The 14,422-nt window shown below is 63.5% G+C and carries 13 protein-coding genes; 7 read left to right on the top strand and 6 right to left on the bottom strand.

The annotated features are described in order from the left end of the window. The first annotated feature begins 12 nt into the window (after nt 1-12). The gene (locus AB0C33_RS06720; RefSeq protein WP_358284351.1) at nt 13-1,386 is read left to right on the top strand and encodes a hypothetical protein; all 1,374 of its coding nucleotides are present in this window, start codon (nt 13-15) and stop codon (nt 1,384-1,386) included. A 27-nt stretch (nt 1,387-1,413) separates the two neighbouring features. Then, the gene (locus AB0C33_RS06715; protein WP_358284349.1) at nt 1,414-2,259 is read left to right on the top strand and encodes an FkbM family methyltransferase; all 846 of its coding nucleotides are present in this window, start codon (nt 1,414-1,416) and stop codon (nt 2,257-2,259) included. Here the strand turns inward: AB0C33_RS06715 and AB0C33_RS06710 are convergent. From AB0C33_RS06710 to AB0C33_RS06700, 3 genes are all read right to left on the bottom strand, one after another. Beyond that, the gene (locus AB0C33_RS06710; protein WP_358284347.1) at nt 2,236-2,505 is read right to left on the bottom strand and encodes a hypothetical protein; all 270 of its coding nucleotides are present in this window, start codon (nt 2,503-2,505) and stop codon (nt 2,236-2,238) included. The two genes, AB0C33_RS06715 and AB0C33_RS06710, sit on opposite strands and share 24 nt — an antisense overlap. Next, nucleotides 2,502-2,774: a hypothetical protein gene (locus AB0C33_RS06705; RefSeq protein WP_352358868.1), complete on the bottom strand. Its 273-nt coding sequence runs from the start codon at nt 2,772-2,774 to the stop codon at nt 2,502-2,504. Before AB0C33_RS06705 ends, AB0C33_RS06710 begins: the two co-directional genes overlap by 4 nt. A 204-nt stretch (nt 2,775-2,978) precedes the next feature. Further along, on the bottom strand, nt 2,979-4,676 hold the full coding sequence (locus AB0C33_RS06700; protein ID WP_358284344.1) for a hypothetical protein: 1,698 nt from the start codon (nt 4,674-4,676) through the stop codon (nt 2,979-2,981). Nucleotides 4,677-4,931: 255 nt separating this feature from the next. Between AB0C33_RS06700 and AB0C33_RS06695 the strand changes: the two genes are divergently transcribed. Further along, the gene (locus AB0C33_RS06695; RefSeq protein WP_358284341.1) at nt 4,932-5,771 is read left to right on the top strand and encodes a hypothetical protein; all 840 of its coding nucleotides are present in this window, start codon (nt 4,932-4,934) and stop codon (nt 5,769-5,771) included. 22 nt (nt 5,772-5,793) lie between these two features. Here the strand turns inward: AB0C33_RS06695 and AB0C33_RS06690 are convergent, their stop codons facing one another. Beyond that, nucleotides 5,794-6,432, bottom strand: a complete 639-nt coding sequence (locus AB0C33_RS06690) for a GNAT family N-acetyltransferase (protein ID WP_358284339.1) — start codon at nt 6,430-6,432, stop codon at nt 5,794-5,796. Nucleotides 6,433-7,335: 903 nt separating this feature from the next. On the opposite strand from AB0C33_RS06690, the gene AB0C33_RS06685 reads away from it, so the two are divergent. Continuing rightward, nucleotides 7,336-7,689 (top strand): hypothetical protein, encoded by a 354-nt coding sequence (locus tag AB0C33_RS06685; protein WP_358284337.1) that lies wholly within the window; start codon nt 7,336-7,338, stop codon nt 7,687-7,689. Between the two features lie 1,100 nt (nt 7,690-8,789). Here AB0C33_RS06685 and AB0C33_RS06680 read toward each other — a convergent pair. Further along, complete coding sequence (locus tag AB0C33_RS06680; protein WP_358284335.1) at nt 8,790-11,243, bottom strand: NACHT domain-containing protein; 2,454 nt, start codon at nt 11,241-11,243, stop codon at nt 8,790-8,792. A gap of 852 nt (nt 11,244-12,095) precedes the next feature. Between AB0C33_RS06680 and AB0C33_RS06675 the strand changes: the two genes are divergently transcribed. Next, nucleotides 12,096-12,653, top strand: coding sequence for a hypothetical protein (locus AB0C33_RS06675; protein ID WP_358284333.1), 558 nt, complete (start codon nt 12,096-12,098; stop codon nt 12,651-12,653). Nucleotides 12,654-12,796: 143 nt separating this feature from the next. On the opposite strand, the gene AB0C33_RS06670 is transcribed toward AB0C33_RS06675, so the two are convergent. Beyond that, nucleotides 12,797-13,324: a hypothetical protein gene (locus AB0C33_RS06670; RefSeq protein WP_358284331.1), complete on the bottom strand. Its 528-nt coding sequence runs from the start codon at nt 13,322-13,324 to the stop codon at nt 12,797-12,799. 345 nt (nt 13,325-13,669) lie between these two features. On the opposite strand from AB0C33_RS06670, the gene AB0C33_RS06665 reads away from it, so the two are divergent. Together AB0C33_RS06665 and AB0C33_RS06660 are read left to right on the top strand one after the other, a co-directional pair. After that, nucleotides 13,670-13,930 carry a hypothetical protein gene (locus AB0C33_RS06665; RefSeq protein WP_358284329.1) on the top strand — a complete coding sequence of 87 codons (261 nt, stop codon included), beginning with the start codon at nt 13,670-13,672 and terminating at the stop codon, nt 13,928-13,930. Then, on the top strand, nt 13,917-14,219 hold the full coding sequence (locus AB0C33_RS06660) for a replication initiator (protein ID WP_358284327.1): 303 nt from the start codon (nt 13,917-13,919) through the stop codon (nt 14,217-14,219). Before AB0C33_RS06665 ends, AB0C33_RS06660 begins: the two co-directional genes overlap by 14 nt. Nucleotides 14,220-14,422 lie beyond the last annotated feature (203 nt).

Genomic DNA, 14,422 nt, shown 5'->3' with positions numbered 1-14,422 from the left:
TATCTCGAAGAGATGAAGCGCGATGACTCCCGCTCCATCAACGCCTTGCGCGCCACGTCCCAATTCGCCGCCTTGGAACCGATCTGGGCCGGCATCAGCTCCACCATGCAGCTGCGGGCCCTGCTGGTGTTCGGGGCGCTCTTCAACGAGCGGGTCTACGTGCATGACACGCAGCTCGTGGACAACCCCCGGGTCGTGGGCGACTTCAGCAGGTCGGACCTGCGGGAGAACAACTTCTACCGCCTGCTCAGAGATCTCGTCGCGGGAGGCGTCGTCGCGGTCGGGCTCCGCGCCCACAACTACCTCTACCAGGAGGACCGGCTCGACCCCTGCGACTCTCTGGCGGACGTGCTGGACAGCTGGAAGCGGAACAGCCCCGACGGGAAGGGATGGGTCGTCTCGCCGGTCTCGGCCGCCCGCGACCGCATGATCAGGGAACTCGACGGCGTTCTCGCCGGGGACGGTTCCGTCGTCGTCCGCTACGACTATGTCACCGCCAAGGACGACTTCATGCGGCAGGTCCGCGAGGCCGCCAACTCGCCTGACTCCGTCCTGACCGGCCTGCTGTCGGCGCAGCCGATCGAACTGAGAAGACGGTACGACGACATCCTGTCGAGGCCGCGGTTCTCCCACACTCCCATCTTCGCGCTGCTCCACGACTCCGGCCTGCCGGTGAGCAGCGAGCTGATCCAGATCCACGGCCTCTTCGACGAGACCGCGCACGCACGCGCGTTCAACGCGAGGATCATGGGCTCTGACTGGAACTCCGGGGACGCCACCGGCCTCGCCGAGGCCGTCCTCACCGGTGCGCAGCGTGCGCCCAGCCGGCCGGATCCCCAGTTCGACGTGCGGGAGCTCGTCGAGACGGCCTATCGGATGGTCGAGGGTCCGCCGCCCGACCTGCTGGCCATGCTCCGTTTCGAGGAGATCGTCGAACTGCGCGAACAGGGCAGGGAGCTGTTCGAGATCCAGTCCTACCTCGAAGTCTCCAACGCCCATGACGCGGACGACGTGCTGGCCGCGGCCCTGGCCGACTGCGCCGCCGACTACTGGCAGCGCATCTGCGACCACATCCGGGCGACGCGTCCTCATCTGGCGGTCAAACCCACGAAGCTCGGCATCTTCCTGCGCAGGAAGATGCCCGGACTGGCGAAGGTCGCCGAACGGTTCGCGATGACCGGCCTGTCGACGCTCACCGAAGTGGCGGTCAACGCGGTCCCGCTGGTCGGGGGCCTGCTGGGCGAGGAGGCGAAACACAGCATGCTGCGGCGGGCCAACCTGGAGTTCGTCTTCTTCACGGACTCCTCGCGCATGCGGGAACTCAGGAGCTACTACCCGCACCGAAGCTGGATCTCCTCCGACGCGAGAACGATCACACGTGGGTGAGCGCGGAACACCTCCCCGGGAGTCCTGATGTCGACGACACCTTCCCTCTCGCAGCGCGACGGACTCACCTGGGCCCTCCGGCCCGCCAGCGGTGACCGCGTCGGTCCGGGGCCGCACGAGCAGGACATCTGGCGCCTCCTGCAGTCCTTCGCCGAGCCGGGCTCGGCCTTCCTCGACGTCGGCGCCCACGTCGGCCACTACGCCCTACGGATGGCCAGGGCCTTCACGAAGGTCATCGCCGTCGAGCCGAACCCCGTCGCACTGCGCGCGCTGCACCACAATCTGCAGCTCAACGAGATCGGCAACGTCGACGTCCACCCGGTGGCCGCGCACGACTCCGGAGCACGACTGCGACTCTGGGACCCCTACGACGTCACCGCCGGCCCCTGCACCCGTACGCTCGCCGCCGGCGAGCCGGCGACCATCCCCGCCGACTGCGTCACTTCCACCCTCCACCACGGCGAGGAGGGGTACGGCGCGTTCCTCGGGGAGGCCGACGGCCTGCCGATCGACGTCATGGCCTCCCGGTCCCGGGAGAGGATCCGGCTGGTCAAGATGGACATCGAGGGTCATGAGGGGAGGGCGCTGGCGGGCGCGGCGGAGACGATCGCCCACCATCAGCCGGCGCTCCTGATCGAGATGCACGACTCCATGTACGGCGCACACATCAGAGAGGAGGTGATCGAGCAGCTCCTCCGGCACGACTACGCCTGGTGCGACTTCTCGCTCTACCAGCGATCGAAGATGACCCGGTCGGACATGTGCCCCTACGTCTACGCCGAGCCGGTCAGCACGCGGCGGATGCGGGACGTCCGCGACTTCGCCGTCCGGGCGAACGAGGGCGCGGCGTCACGCTGGGTGACGACTCCGTGAGACGGTCAGGATCACCAGGCTCATCTCGTCGTGCCGCACCCAGCACAGGGCCTCGAAGTCGCCCATCTCCGCCTTGAGCAGGCCCGCTTCCTTGTCGATCGTGCGCAGCAGACCCGAGTCGAGGTCGGTGGAGAGATACTCCAGGCCGTTGAGGACGAACGTGGCGGCCATCGGCTCCGCGGCGTGCACGGCACGGATCTGCCGCACCGCCGATGACGAGAGCTGGATCTCGTAGTAGCCCTTCATGAGGCAAGCTCACGGCGCAGGTCGCTGAGCCGCATCGTCTCCATGCCGGCTTCGAGCTCCGCGATCAGCCTGAGCCCCGACAGCCGGTCAGCGGCGTCCTGGGCCTCGTTGAGCAGATCGACGCCGGCGGCGGCCACCTCGTAGGGCACCACCGCGGCCACGAGGCGGCCGTCCTGCTCCAGCAGGACGACCTCTCCCGCCGTCGCCTGGTCAATGGCTTCCTGGACGGCGGCCGCGGTGGCGGGGATCCGCAGCGTGCGATTTCGCATGGCAGGTGGCTCTCCGTTCACGGACTGCGCAGCCCCTTCGGCTTAAGAGCCCTTACCCCGGGGACCTCCACCACAATACTTCGCCGCCGCTACGGAGAAGTCGCAGTCAGTGCACATCGACCTGGCGATCGGACAGTGTTCCCGCCCGGCCCGTGCCGCATCCGCTCCTTGCCGCTGACCAGCCCCGGCTCGCCCGGCCTCGGATCAGGACTTCAGCTTCAGCCTCTTCCTCGACGCGCCCGGGAACACGACGACCAGGTGCTCCTCCCCCGCCTCACCGATCCGCACGTGGACACGGAGCCGGTAGCGGCCCTTCCCGGCGATCGCCAGGTTCGGCATCGGGGCGCCCGCGCCCACGTCGCCGCCGTCGCCCATCTCGGGCACCGCGAGCCGGCCGCCGCGGCTGACGACCGGCACCTCGTGGACCTGATCCCACCCGGCGGTCCGCAGTGGCGGCGCGGCGCGGAAGGCCTTCACCGTGAGGCACAGATCGACGACGTCCTCGACGTGCCCGATGAGCGCCGTGCCGCCGGCCACCCCGATGAGGGCGCCGTCTTCGTAGGACCGGGCCGTGGCCAGCTCCGCCTCCTCCATGGCCGACTCGCCCTCGCCGTCCTGGACCAGGTATCCGGGATCGCCGTCGACGAACAGGAAGTACTTGGCCGTGGCCTGGACGACACCCTTCGTCCGGGGCCACGGGTCCCGGCACGTCGCGTTCTCCCCGGCGATGTGGGCCGCGTTCGCCGCCGCCTCCTCCGCCGTCGACCGCAGCAGGTCGGGGCGGGTGGCGCCGATGATCTCCGGACAGACGTAGACGAGCTCATCGGGGTCCACCCGCCAGGCCGCGCGGGCGCTGCCGGCCCGCGTCAGGATCGCCTCCTGCTCGCCGGCGTCCTTGGCACGGCACAGCGCCCGTCCGTACGCGAGGACCGCCTGGTCCGACGTGGTGTCGGGGAACATGGGCGGAGTCGCGCCGTCTGTGCTCCGCGCCCGGCACAGGAACACGGCGTCGCGTTCCGCGGGCTTCACGTCGCCGAAGCTGGGCCGGTCGTAGCAGTCCGCCGACCCGGCGGTGTAGGTCAGGCGCGCGTCCTGCTCTGGATTGATCAGTACGACGGGCGACAGCACGGCGACGGCCGCCACCGCGACGCGGAACCCGCGCCGCCGGACGGACGGAAGATCCGCCGGGCGGCCCTCGGCGGGCAGCTCACGAGCGGTGGCCGCGATCCACACGGTGGTGACGAGCCCTATCGCGTCCATCGCGATCACCATCGCCAGACCGCCACCGAAGGGTCCTCCGACGAGGAGGTTGAACGGGATCGCCAGCGCGTAACCGCCCACCGACGCCACCCCGGCGATCAGCGTGCCGCGGCTCCAGCGGCCATCGCGCCACTGCCCGAGGACGGTGACGAGGGTCGCCAGCACTCCGCCCCCGATCAGGACCGCCTGGATGACGCCGCCCGGTCCGAGCTCCGGGAGGTCGAGGTCGTCGAGCAGGTCGTCGGCCGCCCCGGCCAGCTCGACCGCGAACAGCACTCCGGCCGCCCCGCGCAACAGGCGGGACCGCCACCGGATGACGAGCAGGTAGAGGACGTCGATCGCGGCCCACAGAACGAGCGTGAACGCCGCGTCGACCGCGTCCGGGAGCAGCGCGATCGGGTACCACAGCACGAGCGCGTGGGCCACCGCCAGATACAACAGCCGGCGCAGCGCCCTCTCCCCGCGGTCCAGCGGCCCCCGTTCCGGGGTGCGCAGAATCAGCCACAGGAGCGCCAGCTTCACCAGGGCGGCCCCGAACAGCGCAAGACCGACCGAGGCGTCGGACCCGTCGGCCGTGTAGAGCTCGCCGAAGGTCGGCGGCGACCACTCGGCGGCCACCCAGAGCCAGGTGTCGCCGAGCACCAGCCCCGCGACCGCCGCCAGGAGAATCAGACTTACTAATCCGATCCTGATAAACCGCCATAAATGTTCCGAAGACACGGGACGCGATCTTAGTGCGATCTTGGTGCGGCACTGCTACACCAGCCGCCACAGCTACACCGGCCGGCACGGCGGAACAAACGATGCCGTACCGGTGTCGGCCAGGCGCCCCCATTCACCGGCGATCTGGTTTGATCATCACTGTTCGACCGGCATCGGCACGCACGGGAGACCCCCTTGACCGCAGACAGCCGCACCAGGAATTCACGCAGAACCGGGTACGTCATCGTCGTCATGCTCGTTCTGCTCGCCTGTCTGGCCGAAGGCGTGCACCTGTTCGGCGGGCGCGCTGAACGCATGCGCGAGGTCTATGGCGGCGCCTTTCAGGTGGCGCATCCGGAGTACGACGTCATCGTGGGCCACGAGGTGGGTGTGGGCCCCCTGTCGATGGGCGTGACGGTCAGCACTTTCGAGACGCATCCGAGTCTGCGAGGTCGTCCAGCACACGAAGAGATAGTGACCGACGCGCTGGGCACGACCTCCGCTCCGGCCATGCCGGAGGCGATGATGAGCCCATTGCTGCGCTCGTTCCACGGCGGCGAGGGGGTCGACGAGCCGGCCAAAAGCCAGGCCCGCCAGGCGATTGCGGCCCTGGGCAGGAATGACTTCTCCACCGCCGTCGTGGAACTGACCGCCCCCATGACCGAGAACGAACTGACCACCACCCTGGGCGTGCGAGGAATCCGATCGGACGCCGTGTTCCTGTTCCTCTCCCGATCGCGCGGGGACGCCGCCAAACCGGTCTACTGGCGGTCGTGCGCGGTCTATGAAACCGAATGCGAGAACACTTCACCGATCGAGCTGTACAGACGTTGGGCGGCCAAGTTGCAGTGGACCGACGCGCTGAACCTGAAGTCGTTCGGGCTCGATCTCCACCGTTTACGTCAGGCGGCACATGAAGGCAGGATCTATGGATTGGTCGTCTACGGACACTCGAAACCGGCACTCGCCGAGCTGATCGGAAAACCCGGAGTACGCACGATCAAAATCGTTGGCTCATCTCGCAGAGGGCCATGACCACCCCGCTCGGCGCCCCGCCTCAGAACGACAGCTTGAACCCGTCGTGACTGCGGACGAAGCCGAGAGAGTCGTAGAAACGATGGGCCTCGGTGCGTCGCTTGTTGCTGGTGAGCTGGACCAGGGTGCAGCCGCGGGCGCGTGCCCGCTCGATCGCCCAGGTGAGCAGTTCGCGCCCGAGCCCTGCCCCACGTCGATCGGCACGCACCCGTACCGCCTCGATGAGCGCCCGCTCCTGCCCGTGTCGTCCCAGGCCAGGGATGTACGTCAGCTGGAGGCAGCCGACGACCGTACCGTCTCCCTCATCCAGAACGATCATCTCGTTGCGTTCGTCGATGTCGACGGCTTCGAAGGCTCGCTCGTACGCCTCGTCGACCTCAACGGTCCGGGGATCGACCACGGTGTCCTCATCAGCCAGGAGCGCGATGATCGCGGGCAGATCCCGGCGCGTCGCAGTACGAATCGTCACGCCCCAGAGCATGCCAGGCACCTGAGCCCCGTCGAGCACCACGCCGCCGCCGCTGACGCAGAGATCGGGAAGAGCTCCCGCACCGACTGATCCCCCGTTGACGGCACGAAGCCTCGTTGCCACAAATGGAAACGGGGCTGCCCCCTGGCGCTTGTCGTCCCCCTGGCTGAGCCAGACGTCTTCCCGGCTCAAGCCTCGCCATGAAATGATCCACTGCGGTTGGATCCACGTAAGGACTGGCATGCCTCCCAGAGCGATGGCGTTTGTCGCCTTCCTGTTAATCGGCTCGGGCATTCTCACCGGCCTGATGTCTGTTACGTCAGGCGGTGAATCTTGCGGCTCGGCCTTTGTCGGAGTTACCTGGACGCAACTCGATCCGTCCTCCGCCTTGCCCGACAGGCTGCACCATTTGGACAACTGCACAGACCTGCGGAGCCTCGTCAGGATTCCCGCGACCGTACTGATCGCTGCGGGTGGGGCCTCGTTGTTCGCTGCCTTCCTTTCACGGCGACGCGTATCCCTTTCACGCGGATAGGGTGGCCAACCACCAGGAGGGCACCCCTTCCAGCGTGCGCAGATGCCAAGGATGTTCTACGCGATCACGAGGATGACCTTGCGATCACACAACTAACCACACCGTCGCAGACGCGCTGAATTGCCGGCTGACCAACGGGCGCCCACGTTGGCCCGGGCGGAACCCGTCCCGAGGGCGGCCGCGAGCGGCTGGGATCACAAAAATTCGCCGAGCCTACCAGTCGTACATCGTGGAGTTCTACAAGCGATACGACTTCGGAAACGGCCGCGAGAATCGCGGCCCGGACCCCCGAGTTCGAGACTCCCAGCGTGCGATCTCGAATCTGCACACAGTCGGGCCGGCTCGGGGTTTCAATCTCTACGGGTCGATACGGTCGACCCGGGCCACGCCTGACATAAACCCACAGGATGCACGGTGCGGTGTCATGTCGGAGTCTCTCCGCCCTGGAGCCCGAAATTACGCGATTGCAGGACTTGAGCGGTCCTGTCGTGTAACGGTGCAAACCGCACCCGCTGTCGACGCGTCTTACGCACGCACCCCTACTCCCTCAGGAGCCCCACATGGCGTATCCCGGCCCGCAGGACCAGGACGGCCAGCCGTATCCCCACCAACCATCACAGCCGTACGGGCAGCACTCTCATCAGCCGCCTCTGCCAGCCCCGGCAATGCGCAACTGGGCAGGTGTCGTCGGCCTCTGCCTCGGCATCCTCGCCCTCCTGCTCGACGTGACCATGGTGTTGGCCCCCGTCGGGATCTGGATGTCGTTAGTCGCCATCTTCATGTCGGGGTTGGGCATGTCCCACGCTCGCGCCGGGACAGCCACCAATCGAACTTTGTCGATCGTCGCGGTGATCCTCAGCTGGACGGCGTTGGAGCTGTCCATCGCCGTCCAGTCCGTCTGGCGCTCTATCTGAGCATCGACCGAACCTTCAGGTAGACGCGGAACAGCAGCCCCGTGAAGCTCGCGTGCAGGCGTGGCACCGCCTCGGGGGTGGAGCCTCGTACCTGCCCTCGCTATTCGGGTCGGCCGTCTCGGAGAGGGCCAGCCCACAGCCAGGACATTTGCCGTTCTCGTTCCGCCGATGAGCCTTGCGTATATGACACGCACGCTCCTGGCCCGAACTGCCCGAGCCGCGAACCCCTGCCGACCGCAAGATCGCCGACGCCCTGAACCCGAAGACCGCAAAGAGTCCTCGCACCGGCTGATGGCACGAAGCCCCGTTTCCGCGATGGGAAACGGGGCCTTCTAGGAGGTGGGCGGTAACTGGGTTCGAACCAGTGACCCCTCGCTTGTAAGGAGCCATGATCGGCTCGGCGTGCTGCTGACCTGGGACAGTTCGACGCGGTTCCTGTCTCGCCGAAAGCGGTCCGGTCAGAGCTAATGGCACACTAATGGCACGGTGATCATGCCTCTTCGGCATGTAGCCATGCCGACCGACCAGGGCATTCTTATCGCTCCACGGTCCCTGAATGGCACGGGAATGGCACGCGCCGGTACGCCTGTACACGCCAGGCCTCCTGGTGCCCGTCACGATCGCGGCGGGGAGCAACAACGGCGTCAGACCCACGTTCGACGATCAGCCACGATGCTCGGTGGGCCAGGGCTGAGGAACGAAGCCCTGGCCCACCGAGCGCCCTCTTCATGTACGGCGACCAACCATGCCATGGCGATCGTGAGGGCTGTATGTGTGCGGCGGTGCGGCAACCCCCGGTCGGAGCATTCAAGTCCGTGCGGCGAGGCGGGCGTACGGTGGCCGGCCCGCAGTCCCGCGCCGTCCGGGACCGGCCTCCAGGCCGCACGCCCGGACGGCGGGCGGGTGGCGGGCCGGGGTACGGCGGCGCGCCGGGCCGCCGCTTGATACCTACAAGAGCTATTCGGCAAAGCACCCCGTGAGAACCCGATCCTGGGTACCAGAGCAAATCTTGAGGGCTACATCGCACTGGGTGCTGCACCGCAATGTCGAGTCGGACGCATGGGAGACGGATGAGCTGGGCCGAAGAGGGGAATCCTTCACTATTCCAAAGGCGCGACGAAGTGCAAGGTACCCAGCGCCCAGTCCCGTAGAATTGCATTCCAACCCTTCGATACGGGAAGCACAGGAAGGACTTCTTTCGATTTACCCAGCCGGGCGAGCACGAAAGGCAAAAAGGCTTCGTGTACTCCGATCTTCTTGAGATGGCTCGACGTACGATCTCCAAGCAATTCCTTGTCTCGACGGATTGCCATCTCAACCGCTACCGCGATGAAATAGCAGCTTGGCCCTAATCGGCGACGTCCCGGTACTGCAACATTCAAACCATCGCGTTCATTGCGATCTTCAAGGACAAAAGACCTAGCGTGGATCTCATTGATCTCAAAGCATCGTACTCGTCGTTCAAGTGCGTCGTTGTTTGTATTGCAATAATTGCACAAGTCCTCAGCCCATGCGGGCACACGAGATCCCTCCTTAAGAAACCTATATAAAACTCCTGACAAGGAGACTCTTCCAGTCGAGAAGTAGGGGTCTAGATAGGACACAAAGAAGGCCGTCAAATCGCCCCCACTATAAGCGATAACATCATTCACGGAAATTATACCCTGCTCAATTGCTAATGGGGCAAGGTCGAACTCGGAGTAAAGATTGTTAGCGATATGCTGCTTATTGCGCTTCAATACATTATCTAGCCATGGAATCCAGGCAGCCGTAGCCGTTTCGTTGGCACTATACATAGTCCTTAGCCACAGCAGGGCACGCAATAAAGCAGGCGCATCACATTGCTTCAGATTTTCATCGACACATTTTTCAAGCTCGCCCAAAATCGGGCCAAAATCACTCACGTGGATTCGAGAAAGCCTGTAAAGCCCGTTATAGTACGCTCTTCTCGCCGCATCCACTTCAAGGAAGCCCATTAGTGTTCTTCGTGCTACCTGCCTTGCAAGGTTGGGGGATGGGCTTACAACTTCCAAGCACCGAATGAGGAAGCAAATAATATTAGCACGACTTGTTGCGCTCGTATACTTTTTATTTCGGAGCAGGACTTCGAATATGCGATCTGCACCTCGGTCGCTGATAGAGTTCTTGATCTGCACCGCCAGCTCCGCAACAACCTCCCACTCTTCCCGGGCAACATGGGGCGCCAGGAGCCTTGCCAACTTCTCAGGTGTATCCGTAGAGGTTGCCAGATGATAAGCCGCAAAGTACTCCATGAAAGTGCGATGCGTAAATGTATAGAGGCAGTCTCCATCGGGCGTCAGACCGGCATCGCTAAATACCCAGGCTCGCCCGCGGCAGAAGCTGACAAATTCTTCTGCAGCAGCTTCGGCCTCATCTAGCATCTCGAAACCCCTTCCATGAAGGAAAGAGGTTACCTTTCTAACTAGTTCACGTTCTGTCACAGCCGTGCCGCTAGGGGCTCGGTCAAACAGCCAATACGCGAGTAGTCGTATAGCTGGTTCGATTAGTTCATGGCTTCGTAGCTCTACATGTATCCCGCGAGCTGTATCCCATTTTACAAACAGTAGCCGAGCACACTGGCCATACACCTCCGCCCGATTTCTTGGGATGTAGCCTTCACCGCGATATAGAATGCACATAAGTGAAAGCATTAACGGATTACGTATGAGCTCGGAGACTGCTGCACTTTCCTTTAGAAAGTTTTTGGCATAATCGATCTTCTCTTTCTTTGATAATCCCGCTTCCTGGTCAAACCAATTATGCACATACTGAGCAACGCGCCTTTCGTCAAATCCAGCGATCCCCCAGCATTCGAATTGAGAGGTGTCCAGTCGCGCTTCCTCATATCCAACACGCCTTGAAGTAACTAGAACACGGCAAAGTGGATACTGAGAGCAGAACAGTTCAATTATATCGGCGACTTGACCCCGCAGCGTGCTATCAAGGAGTTCATCAAGGCCATCAAATATCACAAGGGCAGAGCCGTTCAGGAACAACCGCTCTAGCATGCCAGGCCGTGGAGGAGAACATTGATACAACGCAGAAATTTGTCGCTCAATATGGCTTACTACAGACTCCATTCCTATCGTACCCGAAGTAAAGTCCCTCAGTACCACAATAAATGGTGTAGGCAGCCCGTCACCTTGGGCGTAACGATCCATGATGTAATGAGTGGCCGTGGTTTTCCCGCCACCTGGATCGCCTAAGAGGACGGTGCGATCGAGAAGTGCTGCAAAGCCATCGATTTGCAGCACTTGGCGCTGATTGAGATTATGGTACTGGGATCGGCTCTTCTGTCTGTTGAGAGCACGCCCACTTATCACTGCCGTATCTTCTGGGCTTATGTCAGGCGACACATATAGTCGGTCAAGTGGAACACGGCGGCGACGCTGGAAGTCAGGAGGCTCTAGCTTTCCATGATGCCTGATTACTTGCCGACGATAGCGCGCCCAGTAAGTTGCCTCCGTTTTAGGGTCAGGTTGATCGACCAGGGCTTCCAGCTGTCGATCTATGGCCTCGAGTGTCGAAGTCACTCTGCTAAAGTAGGCTTCCGTTCGAATTGCGCGGAGTATGTTTTCGTCCAGATCTACTAGACGCTCCAACATACTGAATATGTACGAGTCGAAGACCTCGAAAACCGAGTCTACATACGGCCCAGCGTCCATGGTGCCACAATGCGTGGCAAAGCTCACGTGGAACCCCTCTTTCAGGTGCTCTATTGTCGACTCCGGTGCATCCGTAAGTCGAGCAGCCAAGAGGCCATGCACAAAAGCGTGCGTGTCCGCGCTAGAGAGCCATTCTGCAACATCCTCTGGAGCGCATCCCAATGGGGCTTTTGGCATTTCTGCGACACTAGTAATCGCGTAGGTGTCAAAGAAATGCGCCATCCTCAAAGCGTTCAACTTCTCATCGCTTTTTATGGCTTTTGCCGTGAGAGCAAGATGTCGCCCTGCCTGCTTTATTGTCTCTACAGCTAATCCGCCCACAAGGGCGTCAAGTCCTCCCTGCGTGAGGATATTCAAGGCCGTCACCTCCGTTGAACCGAAGGTCAGGTTACCCGTATAAGCTCACTGCAGGCCAGACTTTGGGCAAAAAGCCAATATGTAACATTTTTCTACTTCATCACTCACTGCGCCGTATGGGCGATTCCGCTAAATTGCTTTTCTAAAATTAGCTTTAACGACAGACCGTAATCGATTGACGGTGTCCCAACCTGCGCAGCACTCGATGCACCGCAAGGCGGCATGCCTCCGTTGTGGAGATCTTTGGCTCATCGACAAGATCTCGCATGGCAAGCGCTGTCATCGCCCTCGTCCGGTTCGAACTTAGTCGAGCAAGTCTGGACGCCGGCCAGCGAGAGCCCTTCGTGCTGTCACGAACCGTTCGTGGAACTCATCAGCAAGTGGTTCCTGTCGGTAGCGCAGTCGTATGACGCGATCAAGATCTCCAGCGCGGTTGACGAGGTCGGTGAGGGACCGTCGGTCAATATGGAACGCTGCCACACCTTGCTCAAGCGCGGCGTCGAGGTCACCCCGCCGCGCGTGGACGATGCCAAGATCTATACGCGCATCGGCGACGCGCATAGGGGCGTTGGAGGTGCCGTCGGGGCGGGTGTGCATTTGGATGGTTTCGCGGGCGTGTTCTTCGGCCCGGTCGTCGTCACCAAGCCACGTGTAGCAGGTGGCGGCGTAGAAGACCCACTTGGCGTGGTCGAAGATGAAGTGGTGGTCGGGGTGCTCAGGCATAGGCAGACTCCCGAGCACCTCGGCTCCGCGGGTGAGGGCGCGGTCGGCTTCGCGACGGTCGCCGATGCGGGCCAGGCCTCGGGCTTCTTGGAGGGTGAGTTAGACCATGGCGCTGGATTGGCCGGCGACTGCTTGGCCCATGCGGGCGGCGGTGACGACGTTTTCGTAGCGGCCTTCGACGAGGGCGAACCATGCTGACATCTCGTGCGCCCAGCCCATGAGTTCGCCGTGTCCGACCTGGCGGCCCATTTCGAAGGCGGCGCGTCGGGCGGTCTCGGCCTCTTCCCTCTCCCCTAGGTCGTAGTGGACGCAACCCAGCAGAGCGGTAAGCCAACCGGTGATCACGAGTAGTTCGCGATGCTGGTCCAAAGTGAGGCGTCCGGCGAGCAGCGGTTGATCTGCGCCAGGCGCTTCTGGGTGCGATCCCTGAGCATGCTTGCGGGCACGACGGGATAGGCGCGACACAGGAGATCGACGGCCTCGGCGAGGGCTTCCAGGGTGCCGGTTCCGACGTCGGATGCCTGGAGTTGCTGGGCGAGTTCCATCGTCCCGTAGAGATCGGCTTCGGCTTGTAGCGCGTCGGCTGGGATGACGCGAGCTTCGATGAGGCGGCTGTCGTTCTGCCTGCCCTGGAAGAACCCGAGTGCCTCCGGTTTCAGGCCGGTCAGTTGCGTCAGTGCGAGCCGGTAGGGCGTGCGGGGCCATCGGACTTCGCCTGCCTCCCAGCGTCGGACGCGTTCCTCGTCGCAGGCCAGGCGTTCGGCGATGCCGATGGGGGTGGCGTTGATCCGCTCGGCCATCTGGACGCGGGACAGGTGCTTTTCGTTGCGCCAGGCGCGAAGTCGCACGTTCGGGATGTAGTCGGGCATCTGCGGGTCTTCCTCCCGGCTGGGGGCTCGAAAGGGGGAACAAGGGGGCCGTTCAGGGGTCCTGCAGAAACACGGTTGCCGGTGGACTTGTCATCAAGCAACCACGGTACGTCACGCGGCCTCCCGCCACAGGGAACGCCGGATGAACGAGGAGATGGCGACGGTGACCCGGCCAGACGAGACATGCAAGACGTCGTGCTGCCCCGCCTGCCGGGGACGCGGGATCAAGCTGCGTGACTCACGCCGTGCGCTCCTCATCGGCGACGACGACGGAGATCAGACCTTGAGTGAGGAGCGGGAGTGTCTCGACTGCCTCGGAAGCGGCCGGGCCGAAGGGAGCGTGAAATGAATTCGATCATGCAGGCGGTGGAAGCGGGTTTCCCGCACGGCGAGGACGAGGGCACCATGCTCGTCCGGCTGCGGGACCGGCTCACCGCCCTCGGTGTGAATGCCGAGCTGCGCGACAACAACAGTGTGCTTCTGGTTCACAAACAGGGGCCGGGGCTGCCGGTGTGGGTGTTCGTCGGATACGGCGGCGCCTATTACTCCTGGCAGCACGCCGAGAAGCGGCATCCGACCGGCGACTCGGAGGGTGCTGGAAGCTGACCAGTGCATCCGCTACCTGTCCAAGTACCTCACCAAGTCCATCGGCGACTCCCTCGACGGCGGCCAGGCCAAGCAACAGCACGCCACTCGCATGCTGGACGCCCTGCGCTACGAACCCTGCTCACCTGCCTGCCCGAACTGGCTCCGCTACGGCGTCCAGCCCAAGAACGCCAAACCGGGCATGCTCCCTGGCCGCTGCCGCAGCAAGGCCCACAAGCCCGAACACCTCAGGCTACGCCGGACGCCGCGTCCTCGTCTCCCGCAAGTGGAGCAACAAGACCCTCGCTGAACACAAGCAGGACCGCCGTACCTGGGTCCTGGAAGCCCTCGGCCAGGCCGACGAACCCACCGACCCACATCGCTACGTCTGGCGACCCCGTCCCGGCCGGAGACGCCAACGTGCCACCACTCGCCGTACGGCTCCTGCGCACCGTGGCCGAACGCCAACGCTGGCGAGCCCACCTCAGAGAGCTGGAAACCAGAGCAGCGGTA

The sequence above is a fragment of the Nonomuraea sp. NPDC048881 genome (assembly GCF_040649795.1).
Taxonomy (GTDB): domain Bacteria; phylum Actinomycetota; class Actinomycetes; order Streptosporangiales; family Streptosporangiaceae; genus Nonomuraea.
This window is presented reverse-complemented; position numbering and strand designations above follow the sequence as displayed.